This window comes from Streptomyces sp. NPDC003023 (assembly GCF_042888225.1).
Classification (GTDB): domain Bacteria; phylum Actinomycetota; class Actinomycetes; order Streptomycetales; family Streptomycetaceae; genus Streptomyces.
Genome location: NZ_JBIAPL010000011.1, coordinates 1 through 20,217, shown reverse-complemented (window position 1 = coordinate 20,217; position 20,217 = coordinate 1). Strand labels below are relative to the sequence as shown.

General features: G+C 69.7%; 20 protein-coding genes and 5 tRNA genes. 11 read left to right on the top strand and 14 right to left on the bottom strand.

Features of this window, described 5'->3' with window-relative positions; all coding sequences use genetic code 11:
* Positions 1 to 39: 39 nt before the first annotated feature.
* Complete coding sequence (locus tag ACFYV1_RS28695; protein WP_389398504.1) at positions 40 to 288, top strand: SCO4226 family nickel-binding protein; 249 nt, start codon at positions 40 to 42, stop codon at positions 286 to 288.
* Between the two features lie 185 nt (positions 289 to 473).
* On the opposite strand, the gene ACFYV1_RS28690 is transcribed toward ACFYV1_RS28695, so the two are convergent.
* A complete protein-coding gene (locus ACFYV1_RS28690; RefSeq protein ID WP_389398503.1) occupies positions 474 to 995 on the bottom strand; it encodes an SgcJ/EcaC family oxidoreductase in 522 nt (173 codons plus the stop codon).
* 60 nt (positions 996 to 1,055) lie between these two features.
* Here ACFYV1_RS28690 and ACFYV1_RS28685 point away from each other — a divergent pair, with 60 nt between their 5' ends.
* Positions 1,056 to 1,523, top strand: a complete 468-nt coding sequence (locus ACFYV1_RS28685) for a MarR family winged helix-turn-helix transcriptional regulator (RefSeq protein WP_389398502.1) — start codon at positions 1,056 to 1,058, stop codon at positions 1,521 to 1,523.
* A 319-nt stretch (positions 1,524 to 1,842) separates the two neighbouring features.
* On the opposite strand, the gene ACFYV1_RS28680 is transcribed toward ACFYV1_RS28685, so the two are convergent.
* From ACFYV1_RS28680 to ACFYV1_RS28645, 8 genes are all read right to left on the bottom strand, one after another.
* Positions 1,843 to 1,915 (bottom strand) — tRNA-Glu (locus ACFYV1_RS28680).
* Positions 1,916 to 1,932: 17 nt separating this feature from the next.
* Positions 1,933 to 2,004, bottom strand: a tRNA-Gln gene (locus ACFYV1_RS28675).
* A gap of 16 nt (positions 2,005 to 2,020) precedes the next feature.
* Positions 2,021 to 2,093, bottom strand: a tRNA-Glu gene (locus ACFYV1_RS28670).
* Positions 2,094 to 2,154: 61 nt separating this feature from the next.
* A tRNA-Glu gene (locus ACFYV1_RS28665) sits at positions 2,155 to 2,227 on the bottom strand.
* Positions 2,228 to 2,248: 21 nt separating this feature from the next.
* Positions 2,249 to 2,320 (bottom strand) — tRNA-Gln (locus tag ACFYV1_RS28660).
* Positions 2,321 to 2,409: 89 nt separating this feature from the next.
* The gene (locus ACFYV1_RS28655) at positions 2,410 to 3,132 is read right to left on the bottom strand and encodes an HAD family hydrolase (protein WP_389398501.1); all 723 of its coding nucleotides are present in this window, start codon (positions 3,130 to 3,132) and stop codon (positions 2,410 to 2,412) included.
* A gap of 53 nt (positions 3,133 to 3,185) precedes the next feature.
* Entirely contained in the window at positions 3,186 to 3,866 is a 681-nt protein-coding gene (locus ACFYV1_RS28650) for a DUF4241 domain-containing protein (RefSeq protein WP_389398500.1), read from the bottom strand.
* Positions 3,867 to 3,973: 107 nt separating this feature from the next.
* Complete coding sequence (locus tag ACFYV1_RS28645; RefSeq protein ID WP_389398499.1) at positions 3,974 to 4,285, bottom strand: GntR family transcriptional regulator; 312 nt, start codon at positions 4,283 to 4,285, stop codon at positions 3,974 to 3,976.
* A gap of 485 nt (positions 4,286 to 4,770) precedes the next feature.
* On the opposite strand from ACFYV1_RS28645, the gene ACFYV1_RS28640 reads away from it, so the two are divergent.
* Complete coding sequence (locus tag ACFYV1_RS28640; RefSeq protein ID WP_389398498.1) at positions 4,771 to 4,974, top strand: hypothetical protein; 204 nt, start codon at positions 4,771 to 4,773, stop codon at positions 4,972 to 4,974.
* 158 nt (positions 4,975 to 5,132) lie between these two features.
* On the opposite strand, the gene gltX is transcribed toward ACFYV1_RS28640, so the two are convergent.
* The 3 genes from gltX to ACFYV1_RS28625 all read right to left on the bottom strand — a co-directional run bounded on the left by gltX (position 5,133) and on the right by ACFYV1_RS28625 (position 7,876).
* On the bottom strand, positions 5,133 to 6,611 hold the full coding sequence (gene gltX, locus ACFYV1_RS28635) for a glutamate--tRNA ligase (RefSeq protein WP_389398497.1): 1,479 nt from the start codon (positions 6,609 to 6,611) through the stop codon (positions 5,133 to 5,135).
* Positions 6,604 to 7,377, bottom strand: a complete 774-nt coding sequence (locus tag ACFYV1_RS28630; protein ID WP_389398496.1) for a fumarylacetoacetate hydrolase family protein — start codon at positions 7,375 to 7,377, stop codon at positions 6,604 to 6,606. The genes gltX and ACFYV1_RS28630 overlap by 8 nt, the downstream gene beginning before the upstream one ends.
* A gap of 322 nt (positions 7,378 to 7,699) precedes the next feature.
* Complete coding sequence (locus ACFYV1_RS28625) at positions 7,700 to 7,876, bottom strand: hypothetical protein (protein ID WP_389398495.1); 177 nt, start codon at positions 7,874 to 7,876, stop codon at positions 7,700 to 7,702.
* A gap of 608 nt (positions 7,877 to 8,484) precedes the next feature.
* Here ACFYV1_RS28625 and ACFYV1_RS28620 point away from each other — a divergent pair.
* The 8 genes from ACFYV1_RS28620 (at position 8,485) to ACFYV1_RS28585 (ending at position 19,080) form a co-directional block, all read left to right on the top strand.
* Positions 8,485 to 12,168 (top strand): nitrate- and nitrite sensing domain-containing protein, encoded by a 3,684-nt coding sequence (locus tag ACFYV1_RS28620; protein ID WP_389398494.1) that lies wholly within the window; start codon positions 8,485 to 8,487, stop codon positions 12,166 to 12,168.
* A gap of 9 nt (positions 12,169 to 12,177) precedes the next feature.
* The gene (locus ACFYV1_RS28615) at positions 12,178 to 12,591 is read left to right on the top strand and encodes a roadblock/LC7 domain-containing protein (protein WP_005311457.1); all 414 of its coding nucleotides are present in this window, start codon (positions 12,178 to 12,180) and stop codon (positions 12,589 to 12,591) included.
* Between the two features lie 132 nt (positions 12,592 to 12,723).
* A complete protein-coding gene (locus ACFYV1_RS28610; protein ID WP_005311458.1) occupies positions 12,724 to 13,128 on the top strand; it encodes a DUF742 domain-containing protein in 405 nt (134 codons plus the stop codon).
* Positions 13,109 to 13,690: an ATP/GTP-binding protein gene (locus ACFYV1_RS28605; protein WP_137993156.1), complete on the top strand. Its 582-nt coding sequence runs from the start codon at positions 13,109 to 13,111 to the stop codon at positions 13,688 to 13,690. The genes ACFYV1_RS28610 and ACFYV1_RS28605 overlap by 20 nt, the downstream gene beginning before the upstream one ends.
* A 351-nt stretch (positions 13,691 to 14,041) precedes the next feature.
* Positions 14,042 to 17,368: a nitrate- and nitrite sensing domain-containing protein gene (locus ACFYV1_RS28600; RefSeq protein ID WP_389398493.1), complete on the top strand. Its 3,327-nt coding sequence runs from the start codon at positions 14,042 to 14,044 to the stop codon at positions 17,366 to 17,368.
* A 10-nt stretch (positions 17,369 to 17,378) separates the two neighbouring features.
* The gene (locus ACFYV1_RS28595) at positions 17,379 to 17,792 is read left to right on the top strand and encodes a roadblock/LC7 domain-containing protein (protein ID WP_005311461.1); all 414 of its coding nucleotides are present in this window, start codon (positions 17,379 to 17,381) and stop codon (positions 17,790 to 17,792) included.
* 129 nt (positions 17,793 to 17,921) lie between these two features.
* Complete coding sequence (locus ACFYV1_RS28590) at positions 17,922 to 18,518, top strand: DUF742 domain-containing protein (protein WP_389398492.1); 597 nt, start codon at positions 17,922 to 17,924, stop codon at positions 18,516 to 18,518.
* Positions 18,499 to 19,080, top strand: coding sequence for an ATP/GTP-binding protein (locus ACFYV1_RS28585; protein ID WP_050791473.1), 582 nt, complete (start codon positions 18,499 to 18,501; stop codon positions 19,078 to 19,080). Before ACFYV1_RS28590 ends, ACFYV1_RS28585 begins: the two co-directional genes overlap by 20 nt.
* Positions 19,081 to 19,276: 196 nt before the next feature.
* Here ACFYV1_RS28585 and ACFYV1_RS28580 read toward each other — a convergent pair whose 3' ends face one another.
* Together ACFYV1_RS28580 and ACFYV1_RS28575 are read right to left on the bottom strand one after the other, a co-directional pair.
* Positions 19,277 to 19,489, bottom strand: coding sequence for an acyl-CoA carboxylase subunit epsilon (locus ACFYV1_RS28580; RefSeq protein ID WP_389398491.1), 213 nt, complete (start codon positions 19,487 to 19,489; stop codon positions 19,277 to 19,279).
* Positions 19,490 to 19,515: 26 nt separating this feature from the next.
* Positions 19,516 to 20,217 (bottom strand): acyl-CoA carboxylase subunit beta (locus ACFYV1_RS28575; protein ID WP_389398490.1); only part of this gene is annotated, 702 nt, incomplete at its 5' end.

Here is a 20,217-nt window from a genome sequence, read left to right as displayed (position 1 = left end):
TCGTCACGACGACGTGCGAGCGACGGAGGTGCAGGGACGATGACGGAGTTCATGGACGTACACCGAGGAATGAAGGGCATCACGGGCGAGCAGCTGATGGAGGCGCACAACGCGGACCTGGCGATCGAGGGCGAGGAGAGGGTCCACTTCAAGCAGGCGTGGGCGGACCCGGACACCGGCACCGTCTACTGCCTGTCCGAAGCCCCGTCGGCGGACGCCGTGCAGCGCATTCACGAGCGCACGGGCCACCCGGCAGACGAGATCCACTCGGTGCCGCTCACCGTGTGAACCCAAGGCAGAGGGCCTTTGCCGCGGCAACGGCAGGGGCCCTCCGCGTGCGGGCTCGGACGGAGGCGGCCGGGCGCCCGCTCCTTCCCGGGCCCGGCACGCGGGCAGCCGGCGTTCCGCGCCACGCTCTCGCCGCCGCCGGCTCATTCACGGGGAGGGCGGCGGTACGGAGCGGTGCGGCGGTGTCAGACCCGGGTCGCGGACCGGGCGGCCCGTGCGGCACCGGGTGCGGGGCGGCCCGCGCCGAGCCGCCGGCTGACCCGGCTCATCGCCCGGGACATCCGGGACGGGAGGGCATCGGGGCCGGGGATGGTCACCGGCCGCACACGACCGTTGTGGAGGGCGGAGATCCGCCAGCCCTGCTCGGTGCGGACGACCACGAGCGTCTGCCGTGACAGTCGCCGCTCGGGCAGCTCGGACCGCCAGGGCATCAGCACCGAGGCCGTGCCGTGGACGACGGCGACGTCCGCCCCGATGCGGCGGATCGCCTCCAGGTCGCCGACGAGCGCCGATCCGGCCAACACGCCGCGGAAGAGCCGGTCGTGGTTGTCCTGCAGAGCTTCCCGGCCGGTCGCACGAGTGCCGTCGTAGGAGACGTAATCGGCGTCGGCGGTGAAGCAGGCACCGAAGGCGACGGCGTCGTTGTCGGTCCACGCCTGCATGAACCGCTGGAACAATTGCATGATCTGCTCGTCACTGGTGGGCATGGCGTCCTCCCCGGAGCTATCATTTCGACTGTCGAATCTTACGCTAACAGAAAGTTTCGAATGTCGAAAGATGATGGAGTGATCGCGGTCGCCGCGCAGCTGAGACTGCTCCAGCAGAGCGTCGACGCCTTCGACGAGGCGGCCGCGGCCCGACTGCGGCTGAACCGCACCGACCTGCGATGCCTGGACCTGATCCTGGCCAAGGACCCGATGTCGGCCGGAGAGCTCACCGTCGCGGCCAAGCTCAGCCCGGCCGCGACGACGACCGCCATCGACCGCCTCGAGCGAGCGGGCTTCGTCACCCGCAGCCGGGACGCCGCCAACCGGCGACGGGTCCTGGTCGCGGCAACCGAGGCCGCCCGCGCCGCCGAGCGCGAGGTGTACGGCCCCCTCGGCGAGGCCGGGATGTCGGCACTCCGGCGCTTCGACGAAGAACGGCTTTCCGTGATCGTCGACTTCCTGGAGACGGCTCGGCGAGTCCAGGAGGAACAGACCGCCCGCCTCAAGGGACTCCCGGTCCGTGAATGACTCCGGACCGGCCCGCCGCGGCAGGGAAGCGGCCCCAGCCGGCTTCCACTCGGTGACCCGACGACCGCGCCCGGCACCGGCCGCAGGTACCCGCTACGGACACTCTCCCGCGACAGGGTCGCGCGGGGCGCTGCGAGCGGCGACAGCCACTACCGCCGGAATCCAAGCGGCAGTTGGCGACTCGCGCCGAGGCCGCCGCGGTGCGGCAACCACCCCGCGACGACGGCTCCGAGCCCGCCGGACGCCCGGGCGGGGCATCCACAGTGCGGGAAACGCCGAAGGGGCCCTCCGACTGCTCGGAAGGCCCCTTCGGACTCTGTACCCCCGACCGGATTCGAACCGGCGCTACCGCCTTGAGAGGGCGGCGTGCTAGGCCGCTACACAACGGGGGCGTGCATCCTGCGACGCGCTGGGCTACCAGGACTCGAACCTAGACTAAATGAACCAGAATCACTCGTGCTGCCAATTACACCATAGCCCATGGTGGTTTAGACCAGTACCCCCGACCGGATTCGAACCGGCGCTACCGCCTTGAGAGGGCGGCGTGCTAGGCCGCTACACAACGGGGGCCCTAGCGATCCTGCATCGACGTCAGCGGGTGCGACCCTGATGACATCGCGGGAAGGATCTGTACCCCCGACCGGATTCGAACCGGCGCTACTGCCTTGAGAGGGCAGCGTGCTAGGCCGCTACACAACGGGGGCTTTGCAGATAAGCTCTGCGAGCTGGCCTACCAGGACTCGAACCTAGACTAACTGAACCAGAATCAGTCGTGCTGCCAATTACACCATAGGCCACCAAAACTCAACCCCCGGGCGGGGGTTTTGTTCGGTTCGCGCTTCCGGCTTCCGGGCTTCTGCCCGCTCCCCTTGGCGCAGGAAGAACATTACCCGAATGTGGACGGCGCTCCAAAACGGGTATCGGCGCGGAGCAGCGCGGGAAGCTCCTGGAGTCCGGTGATCCGGATCAGTTCGGGACGCCCGCCGAGCCCTCCCCGGTCGAGCCAGATGCCGTGGAGGCCGGCCTCCACGGCCCCGCGCGCGTCGATGTCGGGCTGGTCCCCCACGTACGCGACCTCGGCGGGAGCCAGTTCCATGGCCTCGCAGGCCGCCAGGAAGGCACCGGCCTCCGGCTTCGAGACACCGATCTCGACGGCGCACACGACTGCCTCGAAGCGGTCCCGCACACCAAGCGTGCGCAGCTTGCGTTCCTGGTTGCGGATGCTCGAGTTGGACAGAATCCCGTGACGATAGTCATGCGCGAGGAGATCCAGCACGGGCACGGCGTCGGGAAACAGCGACCACGCCGCCTCGTAGTGCACGACGTGGCGCCCGAACCAGTCGTCGGCCTCGGTGTCGCTCATGTGCGGCACTCCGACGAAGTCACGGACCCGGTCCCGCCGTTGCCCCTGGAAGTCGACGGCACCCCCCGCGAACCGCGCCCAGTGGAGTTCGGTGATCCGCTTCCATGCGACGAGGGCCTGCTCGACGGTCTCGTAGCCGTCGGGCAGGCCCTCGTTCTGCAGGTGCTTGCTCATGCCGATCCGGTCGGCGCTCGCGTAGTCGAAGATCGTGTCGTCTATGTCCCAGAGCACGGCGCGGATCGGCATGCCTCCGAGCCTACGCGGCGTCGCGCGGCTCCGGTACGGCGCGTCACCTCACGTCACGCGGCGTCGTCCTTGGCGGGGACGACGAAGAAGTCGGTCACGAAGCAGGTGACATCCCCCGCGGCGTCACGGCCGACCCAGGTCGGGTAAGCGCCGTCGCCCCAGCCCGACATGAAGGCGATCAGGTTGTGGCCGGTGTCCGGCGCGGTCACCGTGTGCGGGCCGAGGTGCGCGTCCCCGCCCGCGTCGAAGGCGTCCCAGAGGGGGCCCTCGTCGCCCACACAGTCGGGGAACGACTCGTCGCAGGACGCGTCGTAGAAGCAGCCGGTGCCGGCGTCGACCCCGTAGGCGAAGAACTCGTCGTCGGCGAGATCGGCCGGGTTCTGGCCGGCCTGGTGGGCGATCTCCCAGGTGACGGAAGGAGTTTCCTTGATCACCAGACGGGCGGCGGCGATCCGCAGATGGGGCTTGCGGTGCTCGTCAGGCTCTTCGTCCGCCTCGGCGAGCGTGGCCACCGCGCACTCGACGCGGTATCGGCCCGGCGGGACCTCGGCGGTGAAGGGCTCGGACTCGCCGGTGCCGAGCGAGACGAAGGGGTCGCAGGCCACGACCCTGCCCGTGGGCAGCCACAGTTCACCGGCCGGGACCAGCGACATGGTGCCGGCCTGACCGTCCTCCTCCTCGAACCGGTTGCCCGGCGTGAAGTGCCAGGAGAAGTCGGGCGCGAGCATGGGCATGGTGGTCCCCCCAGGGAGCCTTGTCGTTCGGAATCACCGCGAACAGTAGTCCCCGGCGCGGACACGGCCGGAGGGGCGGTTCACGGATTGCGGCGGCCTTCGGCCTGTCAGCCCCCGGTGCCGCCGGGCGATGCCGCAGGAGGCTCCTCGGTCGGGCGCTCAATGACGAACGACCCCTTGCCGACGACCGTCCGCACGTAACCGAGTTCGGCCAGCAGGACCAGTGTCTTGCGGGCGGTCCCCCGCGCGATTCCGAACTCCTGCATCAGCCGGTCGACACCGGGCACGGCCCGACCCATCGGGTAGACACCGCTCGCGATCCGGGAGGTCAGGACTGCCGCGAGTTGCAGGTACAGCGGGTCCGCCGCTTCCGGGTCCAGTTCGTCGTCGGGGCCGTAGCCCTCCGGGATGTCCGCCATGACAAAAACCGTACGAGGCCAGGGATGGCGAAGCATTTTGATGTCATGCCATGGCAGGGCATGACCAGGTTGGCGTATGGTGCGGATACGAAGGACCCCCGCGACGGGTGGAGCCGTCCGGGGGCATGGCCACCAAACCATCGGAGTTGATGACGTGAGCATTATCCATGCGCTCTTGCGCTGGGCCCTGGAGAGCCTGGCTCCCGGCACCGGCGGAGCCGGGCGGTCCCCGGTCTCGCGACCCCGGCCGACCGGTCGCAGAACCAGGAACCATCCCCCGCCCCCGAGCGATGGCTCCCCTCGCACCGCTCTCCGTACGGCCACGACGGCCCCCTCGACGGGCACGCGACCGCCCTCGTGCGGCCTTACCTGGCAACCCACAAGCGGCAGAGTGCCCAGCGGCGCCGACGCCTGGCCCTCGTACTGGCCACGGACTTCGGGATCGACCTCGACCGGCACGTCGTCGGTGCCGAGGGGAGCCCGGCATGAGCGAGGTCCCGCGGCGCCCTGTGCGGATGTGCGTGCGCTGCCAGACGGTCACCGACAACCCGACCCTGGTCTGCGAGGTGCACCAGAACACCGGCCCCGGCTTCAACGTGTACGCCTGCGAGACGTGCGCCCCGCTCTTCCCGCCCGCGCCGGACGTGTTCGCTCTGCTGGCCGATCGCCGCCCCGGGGGCGACCGGTAGACGCGGGAACCGGACAAGCGCGGTCGGCGGCTCGACCCTTCGCCCTACGGACGCCCCAAGACCGGGCAGCGGTGCGGAAGAACCGTCCCTGACACGCACGAGGGGCGGCAGCCGGTTACGGCTGCCGCCCCTGAGGAGACGCGGGGACTACGCGGGGACTACGCGGCGAGCTTCGCCAGCGCCGCGTCGATGCGGGCCAGGGTCTTCTCCTTGCCCAGGATCTCCAGCGACTCGAAGAGCGGCAGGCCCACCGTGCGGCCGGTGACCGCGACACGGACCGGGGCCTGTGCCTTGCCGAGCTTGAGGCCGTGCTCCTCGCCGGCGGCCAGGACGGCCTCCTTGAGGGACTCGGGGCTGGTCCAGTCGGCTGCCTCGAGCTTGGCGCGGGCGGTGGTGAGCAGGGCCACCGGGTCGCCCTTCATGGCCTTGGTCCAGGACGCCTCGTCCTCGACCGGCTGGTCCAGGAAGAGGAAGTCGACGTTGGCGGTGATGTCGGAGAGGACCGTGAGCCGGGTCTGCGCGTGCGGGGCGATGGCCTCCCACGCGGCGCGGTCGAAGTTCTCCGGCGCCCAGTTGGCGTGCGGGGCCTTCAGCCACGGCTCGCAGGCCTCGGTGAACGCCTTCACGTCGAGCATGCGGATGTGGTCGGCGTTGATCGCCTCGGCCTTCTTCAGGTCGAAGCGCGCCGGGTTGGCGTTGACGTCCGCGAGGTCGAACTTCGCCACCATCTCCGGGATGGTGAAGATGTCCTGGTCGGCGGAGAAGGACCAGCCGAGCAGGGAGAGGTAGTTCAGCAGGCCCTCGGGGAGGAAGCCGCGCTCCCGGTAGAGGTTGAGGGACGCCTGCGGGTCGCGCTTGGACAGCTTCTTGTTGCCCTCGCCCATCACGTACGGCAGGTGGCCGAAGGAGGGGATCTCCTTGGCGATGCCGAGCTCGATCAGCGCCTTGTAGAGCGCGATCTGGCGTGGGGTGGAGGAGAGCAGGTCCTCGCCGCGCAGGACGTGGGTGATCTCCATCAGCGCGTCGTCGACCGGGTTGACGAGCGTGTACAGCGGGGCGCCGTTGGCGCGGACGATGCCGTAGTCCGGGACGTTGTCCGGAGTGAAGGTCAGTTCGCCGCGGACCAGGTCGGTGAAGGTGATCGGCTCCTCGGGCATCTTGAAGCGCACGATCGACTCGCGGCCCTCGGCGTCGTACGCGGCCCGCTCATCGGCGGTCAGCGTGCGGCACTTGCCGTCGTATCCGGAGGGCTTGCCGGCGGCGCGGGCGGCGTCGCGGCGGGCCTCGAGCTCCAGGGCCGTGCAGTAGCAGTGGTAGGCGTGACCGGCGGCGAGCAGCTTCTCGGCGACGTCCTTGTAGATGTCCATCCGCTGCGACTGGCGGTACGGCGGGTGCGGGCCGCCGACCTCGGGGCCCTCGTCCCAGTCGAGGCCGAGCCAGCGCAGCGAGTCGAGCAGCTGGTTGTACGACTCCTCGGAGTCACGGGCCGCGTCGGTGTCCTCGATACGGAAGACCATGGTGCCGCCGGTGTGCCGGGCGTAGGCCCAGTTGAACAGGGCGGTGCGGACCAGGCCCACGTGGGGGTTGCCGGTCGGGGAGGGACAGAAACGTACGCGGACGGAGCCGTCGTTAGCCACGCTTGATCACCTTGTTGGTGAGAGTGCCGATACCTTCGATGGTGACGGCGACCTCGTCGCCGACGTTGATCGGGCCGACCCCCGCGGGGGTGCCCGTGAGGACGACGTCGCCCGGGAGCAGCGTCATGGCCTCGGTGATGTGCACGATCAGGTCCTCGACGGACCGGACCATCTCGCTGGTGCGACCCAGTTGCCGCTGTTCGCCGTTGACCGTGCACTGGATGGTCAGGTCGGCGGGGTCGAGGTCGGTCTCCACCCAGGGGCCGAGCGGGCAGGAGGTGTCGAAGCCCTTGGCCCTGGCCCACTGCTTCTCGCGCTTCTGCGCGTCGCGTGCGGTGACGTCGTTGGCGCAGGTGTAGCCGAGGATCACGTTCTTGACGCGTTCGCGCGGGACCTCACGGCACATGCGGCCGATCACGACGGCGAGCTCGGCCTCGTGGTGCAGTTCGTTCGAGAAGGACGGGTACTCGATGGCGTCGCCGGAGCCGATCACCGAGGTGGTGGGCTTGAAGAAGGCGACGGGTACGTCGGGAACCTCGTTGCCGAGCTCCGCCGCGTGCTCCGCGTAGTTGCGGCCGATGGCCACGACCTTGTTGGGGAGCACGGGCGGCAGCAGACGGACCTTGCTCAGCGGGACCTTGGTGCCGGAGAGCTCGAAGTCGGCGTACGGAATGCCCTTGATGATGTCGAGGAGAAGGCCGTCGGAGCCTTCCTCGACCGCGCCGAAGGCGACATTGCCGTCGATGGAGAACCTGGCGATGCGCACGGGATGCTGTCGCCCCTCACTACTGGTCGCGGGCCGGAGACTGACGCTCCAGGCTAACGCGGTGAGGGGTTCCCCTCCGTCCGCCTCACTCCCGGGCCGGGCCGGTGGCCCTACCCCGTGTGCTCTGAAACGACCGGATCACGGCCCTTCGCCTCACTCGCGACCGGGCCGGCCCGCACGCGAGTGAGCCGAAGGGGCGCGCGGCTGCCGAAAGGGAGAACACGCGGAGGTTCCGAGGAACGAGGGACCGAGCATGATCGACCGTCGACAGACGCACCAGCGCCCCGGAGGCGAACCGAGCCCGGGAAGGGCGAACCGAGCCTCAGGAAGAGGCGGGGGCGTCCATGAGGATGGTGCGGCGGGGGTTGGCCGTCTGGGTGGGAAGATCGAGCGCGTGCTCCGGCTGCTCCGGCGTCTGCAGTTCCTCCGCGTCCTGGAGGTGGGCGAGGGTCGTGCGCCGGGGGTTGGCTATGTTGCGGAACATCATGGTCGTCTTCATGTGTGGTGTCTGGCCTTGTCGGAGTGCGGGCGCTGCGGAGGAGCGCGGTTGACGGATTGCCCATCCCTGTAAAGCGTCAGGCTAAACATCGGATTCCCGTGGAAAGCCAGGAAGTCTCAACGATCATCGTGTGAGTTTGCTCACCACAGGCCGGACGATTCAGGCAATTCGGGCCGCCGATCTCCGAACCGGAATCGGACATTAAGTCACGGAAGACATCATTCCGCTCCTGATCATGGCGACTGGGACACCCCCCACCCCTAAGCGACTCATAGCGTAAAGTCCGTTTTCTACGTGAACGGCCTCTACGTCTTGTGACCAGGTGCTTACATCGTGTCATCCAGGTCACAGGCCGATACACGGCCCTTGTTGGAGATCCTGCACTGTGCTGGAATTCCACGGACCGCCGCGAGTTTCAGGCCCGGCGCGCATGGGCGCAACGCAGCGCCGAGTTGCGGCGGGAAAGGGGGAGCAGCGCCGGTCAATTCACGACCACCATGGGGCGCGATCGATGCCCCACGACGCCGACACCGTCCCGCCGTGCAAGCGGAGGGACGCCTGGTCCAGAGGTTGCGACGCTAGTGCAGGGACGTTTCAAGAGGGACGGCATGGGGCGTCCCCAGGCCCGCCAGGGCCAAGGGGAAGCTACAGCGGAACAGGAGCCGCGCGGCGGGACCGACCGCGGCTCCTCGCCCCAGCACGCCCACAACCAGGGACCGACGGCGTCAGGTGACGGCGGCGACCGATCAGCGCGCTCCGGCGCCAAGGCACAGGGCTCGAAGACCTCCTCGGGCGAGGTGCCGGGTTCCCCGTCCGGCACCAAGGGCCCCACGGACACCGGTTCGCGAATAGCGCTGCGCAACTGGCGCATCAGCACGCGCCTGGTGTCCCTGCTGACCCTGCCGGTCGTCGCGGCGACCACGCTGGGCGGACTCCGTATCAACGAGTCCATGGACGACATGAAGCAGCTGGATCACATGCAGCTGCTCACGAAGATGACGACGGAAGCGACCGAGCTGGCGCACGCGCTCCAGCAGGAGCGCGACCTGTCCGCCGGCCCGCTGGTCAACGGCTCCGTCGCGACCGACTTCAAGGTCTCCGGCCCCCGCACCCAGACGGACCGCGCCCGCAAGGCGTTCCTCGACGCCACGCGCTCCATCCCGAACAAGGACGACGACCAGGCGCTGGAGTCCATCCGCGCCAACGCGAACCAGATCGCCGTCCAGGTCAACAACCTGCAGAACATCCGGGACACCGCCTACAAGGGCAATGTGCCCAAGTCGCAGACGGTGGAGGGCTACAGCCGGCTGATCGAGTCGCTGCTGAGCCTCTCGCAGGACATGGCGCAGGCGACCAGCAACCCCGAGATGATCAAGCGCACCCGCGCCCTGGCGGCCTTCTCCTCCGCCAAGGAGTACGCGTCGATCCAGCGCGCCATCATCGCCGCCGCCCTGCCCGGCGGTGACGACGCGAAGACCCCCGGTCTCTCCGAGAACGACCGTCTCTACGGCCAGGCGGCCCTGGAGAACGGCGAGACCGAGCTCAAGAGCTTCAAGTCGATCTACGAGTCCACCGGCGGCGACTCCGAGGAGTTGACCGCGCCGCTGAACACGGAGAACCCGACCATCACCGCGGCGGAGCAGTACGCGAAGCGCGTGCTGAACACCAAGGGTGCGCTCGAGGAGCTGCAGGAACGCTCCCACCTGGACTGGACCGACGACTACTCCGTCCGCATCAACGCGATGAAGACCATCGAGCAGACGCTGCTCGGTGAGATGGAGGGCGAGGCCCGCAAGCTGCGTGAGGCGTCCCAGCAGGACGCGATCATCAACGGTGCGCTGATCCTCATCGTTCTCGGTGTGTCCCTCGTCGGCGCGTTCGTCGTCGCCCGGTCCATGATCCGCTCGCTGCGCCGGCTGCAGGACACCGCGACCAAGGTCGCCCAGGACCGTCTGCCCGAGCTCGTCAAGCAGCTCTCGGAGGCCGACCCGCAGGACGTCGACACCTCCGTCGAGTCCGTCGGTGTCCACTCCCGCGACGAGATCGGCAAGGTGGCCGCGGCCTTCGACGACGTGCACCGCGAGGCGGTCCGCCTCGCCGCCGAGCAGGCGCTGCTGCGAGGCAACGTCAACGCGATGTTCACCAACCTCTCGCGCCGCAGCCAGGGCCTCATCCAGCGCCAGCTCTCCCTCATCTCCGAGCTGGAGTCCCGCGAGGCCGATCCCGACCAGCTGTCCTCGCTCTTCAAGCTGGACCACCTCGCGACCCGTATGCGCCGGAACGGCGAGAACCTCCTCGTCCTCGCCGGTGAGGAGCCTGGTCGCCGGTGGACGCGCCCCGTCCCGCTGGTCGACGTGCTCCGTGCCGCCGCCTCCGAGGTGGAGCAGTACGAGCGCATCGAACTGGCCTCCGTACCCGCCACCGAGGTCGCGGGCCGCGTCGTCAACGACCTCGTGCACCTGCTCGCAGAGCTGCTGGAGAACGCGACTTCGTTCTCCTCGCCCCAGACCAAGGTCAAGGTCACCGGTCACGCGCTGCCCGACGGCCGTGTCCTCGTCGAGATCCACGACACCGGCATCGGCCTCTCCCCCGAGGACCTCGCCGCGATCAACGAGCGGCTGGCGTCGCCGCCCACCGTGGACGTCTCCGTCTCCCGCCGCATGGGCCTCTTCGTGGTCGGCCGCCTGTCCCTGCGACACGGCATCCGCATCCAGCTGCGTCCGTCCGACTCCGGCGGCACGACCGCGCTGGTCATGCTGCCCGTCGATGTCGCCCACGGCGGCAAGAAGGCTCCTGCGATGCCCGGTGCGGGCGGCCAGGGCGGCGCTGCTCCGGCCGGCGGCGGGGCTCCTGCCGGACTGCCCGGCCGTCCCGGTGGCGCCCGTCCGGGCCTCGGCGGCGGCAACGGCGGCCCGCTCGGCGGTGCGCCGTCCGGTCCGGGGGGTGCCCCCGGGGGCCGGCTCAGTGCCGGTCCGGCGCGCGGTCAGGTCGGTGCCGCTTCGGCGCCGCGTGCCGCGCTGCCCGGCCGCGACGGTTCCGGTCAGCCGGGGCAGGGACAGCCCGGCCAGCAGGGCCAGCAGGGCCAGCAGGGCCAGGGTCAGCCCGGCCAGGGCATGCACAGTCAGGGCCAGCAGGGCCAGGGCATGCAGGGTCAGGGCCAGGCCGGTCGGCAGGGCTCGATGCAGGACTCCTCGCGTCAGGGCGGCGGTGCCTTCGGCGCCGGCCGCGGCGCGCAGAACACGGGCGCCCGTAACGAGGCTCCGCAGAACGGCTTCCAGAGGGGTGGGCCCGACAGCGAGCGCGGTCGGCAGCTGCCGGCCCCCGGCGGCCCGCGCGCCGAGCTGCCCGGCGGCCCGCCCGCCCCGCGCCCGCAGCGTCCGCAGAGCACCAGCTGGGGCAGCGACCAGCCGTCGCAGCCGCAGCGTCCGTCCGCGGACGCGCCGCGCGGTCACGAGGACCACGACAGCAACCGCGGCCCCGGTTCGACGGCCGAGTTCGCCCGCCCGGACTTCAACGCGGGTCCGCCGCACGCGGACCGCCCGGCGAACCCGTCGGCGACGGGCCAGTTCGTCCGGCCCGACGTGTTCGGCGCGCCGAACCCGTCCCCCGCCCAGTACGGCGGTCAGAACGCGCAGGACCCGGCCTCCACGGCCCAGTTCGGCCGCCCCGACTTCGGCGCCCCGCAGCCTCCCGCTCCGCAGCAGCAGGCTCCGCAGCGCCGTGACGAGTCGAGCTTCGCGCCGCCGCGGCAGATGCCCGGGCTGCCTGCCCCGCAGCAGCCGGAGGCCCTGCCGCCGGCCGGGCCCGGCGACGGCCGTACCCCCCTGTACGACACGCTGGAGACCAACTGGTTCCGCGGTACGCAGGGCGGCGGCCAGAGCAGCGACCGTCCCGCCGAACCGCCGCAGGCGCCGGCCGGGCGTCCCGCCCAGCCGATGCCGCAGCGCACCCCCGTGCCCAACCCGGCGACCCCGCCGGTCGCACCCCAAGCGAGCGGTGCCTGGCGCTCCTCGCCCAACGACGAGTTGGTACGTCAGGCCGAGCGGGTCAAGAGGCCCGCGGCCGGCGGCGTCACCACCTCGGGTCTGCCCCGCCGGGTCCCGCGAGCGAACCTCGTGGCCGGAACCGCGCAGGAGCAGAACCACCAGGCCGGTCCGCAGGTCTCGCGTGCGCCCGATGAGGTGCGCGGTCGGCTGACCAATCTCCGCCGAGGTATCCAGCAAGGGCGTCAGCAAAACAGCTCGACGACCGGAAGCTTCGATCTCGGCCCCTCTCACCAGCAGGAGCGTTAGTTGAGCCCGATGAGCCAGGCGGCGCAGAATCTGAACTGGTTGATCACCAATTTCGTGGACAACACCCCAGGGGTGTCGCACACGGTGGTGGTCTCCGCCGACGGTCTTCTGCTGGCGATGTCCGAAGGTTTCCCGCGCGACCGCGCCGATCAGCTGGCGGCCGTGGCCTCCGGTCTGACCTCGCTGACCGCGGGAGCCTCCCGTATTTTCGAGGGCGGTCCGGTCAGCCAGACCGTCGTCGAGATGGAACGCGGTTTCCTGTTCCTCATGTCCGTCTCGGACGGGTCCTCGCTCGCGGTGCTCGCGCACCCGGACTGCGACATCGGCCTCGTGGGCTACGAGATGGCGCTGCTGGTCGACCGTGCGGGCAGCGTCCTCACCCCGGACCTGCGCGCGGAGCTCCAGGGAAGCCTTCTGCACTGATCCTCGACCGCGAGCCGGCACCCCACGAACCGGCTCGCGCCAAGCCACCGTCATCAGCACGGCCGCCAACGGCCCCCCACCGGCCCAACCAGACGGCACAGCCGACCACTTGCTGTCACGCCCGGAGGATTCATGACCCCGCCACCCGCCTCTCACGATCCGTACGGCACGTCGGTAGACGCGTACGGGGACGAGGGCGACCAGCCGCTGGTACGTCCGTACGCCATGACAGGCGGACGGACCCGGCCGCGCTACCAGCTCGCCATCGAGGCGCTGGTCAGCACCACGGCCGACCCGGCTCTGCTCGCCGGGTTGCTTCCCGAGCACCAGCGGATCTGCCATCTGTGCCGGGAGGTCAAGTCGGTCGCCGAGATCTCGGCGCTGCTGTCGATGCCGCTCGGTGTGGCGCGGATCCTCGTCGCCGACCTGGCGGAGGCCGGCATGGTGGCGATCCACCAGCCGGGCAACGGAGAGGCCGGCGGTACGCCGGATGTGACACTGCTCGAAAGGGTGCTCAGTGGACTTCGCAAGCTCTAGCGGCGGTGCTGCCAGATCGACCACCAGCGCGAAGATCGTGGTGGCGGGCGGCTTCGGCGTGGGCAAGACCACGTTCGTCGGCGCCGTCTCGGAGATCAACCCGCTGCGTACCGAAGCCGTCATGACCTCCGCCTCCGCGGGCATCGACGACCTCACCCACACCGGCGACAAGACGACCACCACGGTCGCCATGGACTTCGGCCGCATCACCCTCGACCAGGACCTGATCCTGTACCTGTTCGGCACCCCCGGACAGGACCGCTTCTGGTTCATGTGGGACGACCTCGTCCGCGGCGCCATCGGCGCCGTCGTCCTCGTCGACACCCGCCGCCTCGCCGACTGCTTCCCCGCCGTCGACTACTTCGAGAACTCCGGCCTCCCCTTCGTCATCGCCCTCAACGGCTTCGACGGACACCAGCCCTACAACCCCGAAGAAGTCCGCGAAGCCCTCCAGATCGGCCCCGACGCCCCGATCATCACCACCGACGCCCGCCACCGCGCGGACGCCAAGAGCGCCCTCATCACCCTCGTCGAGCACGCCCTCATGGCCCGGCTCAAGTAGAATGGCCAAGTAGACGGCGCAATACGGCAGTTGTCGTAGTTGACGTCGAGGCGGGCTGTGTCTTTTGACACGGCCCGCCTCGGTGTTCATAACATTTCGACAGAGAATTCCAGCACTTCGGACACCCGGTGCACACGAGCAGTACCACTCTGCTCACATGAGCCTCGCCATTTGACGGGGCTCGTTCTTTATGCCCGTTTTATGCGAGGCGTTCGCCACCTGGAATCCCGGATTCGAAGTGTTTGGAATGGGGCCGGTCAACGTGCTGGAATTCCTCGAACTGCCGAGTAGTACGGCTCTGAACGAAACACGGCACAGCGTAGGTGCCGACGCCGAGAGGTTGTTGGTCGAGTGAGGCGAAGCAATACGAGCTCCGCAGAGCAGCAGACGCGGGGCAACTTCACCCCGCCGTCGCGCACAGCGGCGTCGCCCGCGGATGTGCCGGGAGCCCCACGCACTTCCCCGGCCGACGGCGGCTCGGGCGGCAGCTCCAGCCGGCTGTCCCCCCGCAACTGGCGGGTGGCCACCCGTCTGAACGCCATCCTCCTCATACCCGTGATCGTCGGCCTGCTGATGGGCGGGTTCCAGGTCAAGCAGTCGATCGACACCTGGAGCGAGGCGCAGGACGCGGAGAAGACGGCGCTGATCGTGCGCGCCGCCGCCGAGTACGGCCAGGCGCTGCTCAACGAGCGTGACCTCACCGCACAGCCGCTGCTGCTCGCGACCAGCGAGGACGCCCGGCAGGTCGGTGTCGTCACGGAGGCGTACGCGACCACCGACGCGGCCAGGGCCAAGTTCGACGAGGCCATCCGTGACATGCCCGACGGGCAGGGTCTCGAGCGCCGTCTGCAGCTCTTCAAGCAGGAGGAGCCCAAGCTCGCCGATCTACGGAAGGCGGCCTACACCAAGGCCCTCGACCCGGTGAAGACCGAAGAGGGCTACGTCAAGATCCAGCACGTACTGATGGAGTTCGCCAACGAGCTCGGCCTCGGCACCGGCAACGTCACCAGCTACGGCCGTACCGTCTACGCGATCCAGCTGGCCAAGGCGGCCGCCTCGCTGCAGCGCTCGATCGGCATGCACCTGCTGGTGCGTCCGAGCAAGGACGACGTCGTCCTCGAGCAGCAGAAGGTCGCCTTCAACTCGTACAACTACCTCGAGCAGATCGCGGTCGGCGAGTACGTCTCCGGCGGCACGGAGGCGGACACCGCGCGGCTCCAGGAAGCCATGACCAAGAAGGCCGAGGAGGGCGCCAAGCGTCTCGCGGCCGCCGGGCTGAACCCGCCGAAGGGCCCCGACGGCACCGCCCTCACCGGTATGGCCGTCGCGATCGGCTCCGGCACCTCACCGGAGAAGCTCCGCACGCAGGACGTCACGCCCGAGACCTGGATGGGCGCCTCGACCGCCAAGTTCGACGGCTACACCGAGATCGAGAACGGCCTCGTCGACCGGGCCGTGACCGAGGCCGCCGCGATCGCCGACGACGCGCGCAACGACGCCATCACCACCGGCCTCATCGTCGTCATCGCCCTGCTCGCCGCCTTCATCCTGGCCGGCCTCATGGCCCGCCAGATGAGCCGCTCGATGCGCCAGCTGCGCACCGCCGCCTTCGGCATCGCCGAGCAGCGCCTGCCGATGCTCGTCGACCAGCTCTCGCGCACCGAGCCGGGCCGGGTCGACACCCGTGTCCAGCCCATCCCGATCGACACCCAGGACGAGATCGGCGAAGTCGCCCGCGCCTTCGACCAGGTCCACCGCGAGGCCGTCCGGCTCGCCGCCGAGCAGGCCATGCTCCGTGGCAACGTCAACGCGATCTTCACGAACCTCTCGCGCCGCAACCAGTCGCTGATCGAGGGCCAGCTGACCCTGATCACCGACCTGGAGAACAACGAGGCCGACCCGGACCAGCTGGAGAACCTCTTCCGCCTGGACCACCTGGCGACCCGTATGCGCCGCAACGGCGAGAACCTCCTCGTCCTCGCCGGCGAGGAGCCCGGCCGCCGCTGGAACCAGCCGGTGCCGCTGGTCGACGTGCTGCGCGCCGCCTCCTCCGAGGTGGAGTCCTACGAGCGCATCGAGCTCACCGGCGTCCCTGAGACGGAGATCCACGGCCAGGCCGTGACCGACCTCGTGCACCTGCTCGCCGAGCTGCTGGAGAACGCCACCACGTTCTCCTCGCCGCAGACCAAGGTCCGCGTCACCGCGACCCGGCTGCCCGACGGCCGCGTCATGGTCGAGATCCACGACAAGGGCATCGGCCTCACCGCCGAGGACTTCGCGGACATCAACCACAAGCTGGCCAACCCGCCGACCGTGGACGCCGCCGTCTCGCAGCGCATGGGCCTGTTCGTGGTCGGCCGGCTCTCCGACCGCCACGGCATCCGCGTCCAGCTGCGCCCCTCCGGCGAGCAGGCCGGCACCACCTCGCTGGTCATGCTCCCCGACGCCATCACCCACGGTGGCGGCGGTGAGGCGATGCCCGAGGACGACTTCACGGTCTCGCAGATCATCCCGGAGCAGCAGTCCTACGAGCAGCCCTCCTTCGAGGCGCCGCCCACGATGCGGACCGCCGCGGAGCTCGGCTTCGACGACTCCCGCTACGAGCAGCCCTCCGACGACTCGTCCCAGCAGCTCGACCCCGTGGGTCGTTCCCTGATGCGCGAGGAGCGCCGCGCGGCCCTGGAGGCCCAGACGCACGGCGGCGAGCGGCCGCTGTACCGCGAGGACGCCTCCTACGAGCAGGAGCAGCAGGAGCAGGAGCCGCAGCAGGCCCAGCAGACCCAGCAGGGCGGGCAGGAGTACGGCTCCGAGTACGGCCAGGGATACGGCGGCCAGGACTACGGCCAGGGCTACACGCAGAACCAGCAGCCGGCGTACGACGAGTACCAGGGCGGCTACCAGGACGCGTACCAGCCGGCGACGGATGGCGGCTACCCCGAGCACACGCAGCAGCAGGATGGGCTCCAGGGCGCATATGCGGAAGCCACATACCAGGCTCCGCAGAGCACCGAGCAGCAGTACGACGGCCAGTACGAGCCCCAGCCCAACCAGGCAGAGTGGCCGGATCAGAGCGGTTATCAGGCTTCGTACGAGCCGGACTACCGGACGGAAGCGGAATCTTCGCCCGGCGCTCCCGTGAACGCTCAGGAACGCGTAGGCTTCGAGCGTCCGGGACCGTCTCCGAGCAGCAGCCACGAGCTGACGGATGCCGGCCTTCCGAGGCGCGGCGGCAACCAGAAGCCGCCGGCGCAACAGACGCAACCGCAGCAGCAGGCACCACAGCAGCAGTGGTCCGCCGAGCAGGACCTGCCGGCGGGGCAGAGCGAACAGGCCCCGGAGGGCGGCACCGACGGCGCGAGCGGCTTCGGTGGCGGCTCCGACACCGACAGCTGGCGTTCGGCGAACGACGAACGCTGGCAGCGGGCGGAGAAGCTGCGCGACCCGAAGGCGGGCGGGGTCACCTCGTCCGGTCTTCCCCGGCGGGTCCCCAAGGCCAACCTGATCGAGGGCACGGCCGAGCAGACCCCGCAGGGCGGCCCACAGGTCTCCCGCGCCCCTGAGGACGTGCGTGGCAGGTTGAGCAACCTGCGGCGCGGCGTTCAGCAGGGACGCAGCGCGGGAACGGACACGAACGGACCGGGCCTCGGCCCGGGCAGTACCTACAACCAGGAGCGTTAGTGTGAGCCCGATGAGCCAGGCGGCGCAGAATCTGAACTGGTTGATCACCAACTTCGTGGACAACACCCCAGGGGTGTCGCACACGGTGGTGGTCTCCGCCGACGGACTCCTGCTGGCGATGTCCGAAGGTTTCCCGCGCGACCGCGCCGATCAGCTGGCGGCCGTGGCCTCCGGTCTGACATCGCTGACCGCGGGAGCCTCCCGGATCTTCGAAGGCGGCGCCGTCAACCAGACGGTCGTGGAGATGGAGCGAGGCTTCCTCTTCATCATGTCCATCTCCGACGGGTCCTCGCTGGCCGTCCTGGCCCACCCGGAGGCCGACATCGGCCTCGTGGGCTACGAGATGGCGCTCCTGGTCGACCGTGCGGGCAGTGTCCTCACCCCTGACCTCCGTGCGGAGCTCCAGGGAAGCCTGCTCAACTGAGCGCTCAACTGAGCGTCGAATTCTTCACACATCGACGCAGAGTACATTTCTGGCCACCGCACCGTTAAGGTGCGGTGGCGCGGGCTCCACAGGGACAGGGACCGGCGACAGGCAGTCGGAGGAGGATACGTGGCAACACCCCCAGGCGGACGCCCCTATGAGGGCGGCCATCAGCCGCACGGTGAGCACACAGACAATCGCTTCAACTTTCCTTCGACGCCGGGCAGACAGGGCACCCACCAGCCCTACCAGCAGCCCCAGTCACCGTACGAGTCGTCCTACGACCCGTCGTACGGGCAGCCGCAACAACCGCACCGGTCCCAGCCGGTGGCGCCGCGACGGGCCCACGAGCCCGCGAGCGCGTCGTCCTCGGGAACCGGCAGGCACAACCCCCTGGTCCGTCCGTACGCCATGACCGGCGGCCGGACGCGACCGCGCTACCAGCTCGCCATCGAGGCGCTGGTCAGCACCACGGCCGACCCGTCGAGGCTGCAAGGGCAGTTGCCCGAGCACCAGCGGATCTGCCGGCTGTGTTTCGAGATCAAGTCGGTCGCCGAGATCTCGGCCCTCCTCTCCATCCCCCTCGGCGTTGCCCGGATCCTCGTCGCCGACCTGGCGGAGGCCGGACTTGTCGCCATTCATCAGCCCGGCGGCGACGAGTCCGCCGGCGGTCAGCCAGACGTGACACTGCTCGAAAGGGTGCTCAGTGGACTTCGCAAGCTCTAGCGGCGGTGCTGCCCGCTCAACCACCAGCGCGAAGATCGTGGTGGCGGGCGGCTTCGGCGTGGGCAAGACCACGTTCGTCGGCGCCGTCTCGGAGATCAACCCGCTGCGTACCGAAGCCGTCATGACCTCCGCCTCCGCGGGCATCGACGACCTCACCCACACCGGCGACAAGACGACCACCACGGTCGCCATGGACTTCGGCCGCATCACCCTCGACCAGGACCTGATCCTCTACCTGTTCGGCACCCCCGGACAGGACCGCTTCTGGTTCATGTGGGACGACCTCGTCCGCGGCGCCATCGGCGCCGTCGTCCTCGTCGACACCCGCCGCCTCGCCGACTGCTTCCCCGCCGTCGACTACTTCGAGAACTCCGGCCTCCCCTTCGTCATCGCCCTCAACGGCTTCGACGGACACCAGCCCTACAACCCCGAAGAAGTCCGCGAAGCACTCCAGATCGGCCCGGACACCCCGATCATCACCACCGACGCCCGCCACCGCGCGGACGCCAAGAGCGCCCTCATCACCCTCGTCGAGCACGCCCTCATGGCCCGGCTGCGCTAGTTCGCCACGGGCGGATCCCTGTCCTTGCCCGAGGCACCCCGCGAGAAGGCCCCTGAAGCTCCCTGTGGAGCGTCAGGGGCCTTTCCGCTGCCCGCCTGCTGCCCGCCGCCGGGTGCGTCTTCCGCGCGGCGGCCCGCACACGGAACGCAGAAGGCTCCGCACACCATCGGTGTGCGGAGCCTTCGAAGTCAGAGCGTCAGCCCCGCCAGCTGTGGGAGGGCTGGAAGCCGCGCTGGCGCTCCAGCCGGCGCCAGCCGGCCGCGGTCCGGCCGCGGTGCGCGGGTGCCGCGTCGGGCTGCGCGGCCGACGCGCGGGCGAGCAGCACCGCGGTGATGGCGGCCAGCTCCTCCGGGTCGGCGTGACCCTTCTCGACGCGAAGCAGAGAGGACGGATCGGTGGGAGTGCTCATGATGGGGCTCCAGTCCGGGCGCAGGGTCACTGCGGGGGGTTGCCGTGCTTGCGGGAGGGCAGGTCGGCGTGCTTGGTGCGCAGCATGGCGAGGGAGGCGATGAGGACTTCGCGGGTCTGTGCGGGGTCGATGACGTCGTCGACGAGTCCGCGTTCGGCCGCGTAGTAGGGGTGCATGAGTTCGGCCTTGTACTCCTTGACCATGCGGGTGCGCATGGCTTCGGGGTCGGGGGCTTCGGCGATCTGGCGGCGGAAGATGACGTTGGCCGCGCCTTCGGCGCCCATGACGGCGATCTCGTTGGTGGGCCAGGCGTAGGTGAGGTCGGCGCCGATGGACTGGGAGTCCATGACGATGTAGGCGCCGCCGTAGGCCTTGCGCAGGATGAGGGAGATCCGCGGGACGGTGGCGTTGCAGTACGCGTAGAGGAGCTTGGCGCCGTGGCGGATGATGCCGCCGTGTTCCTGGTCGACACCGGGCAGGAAGCCGGGGACGTCGAGGAGGGTGAGGATGGGGATGTTGAACGCGTCGCACATCTGCACGAAGCGGGCGGCTTTTTCCGAGGCCTCGATGTCCAGGACGCCGGCCAGGGACTGGGGCTGGTTGGCGACGATGCCGACGACCTGGCCGTCCAGGCGGGCCAGGGCGCAGATGATGTTGCGGGCCCAGCGTTCGTGGACTTCGAGGTAGTCGCCGTCGTCGACGAGCTCCTCGATCACCTTGGCCATGTC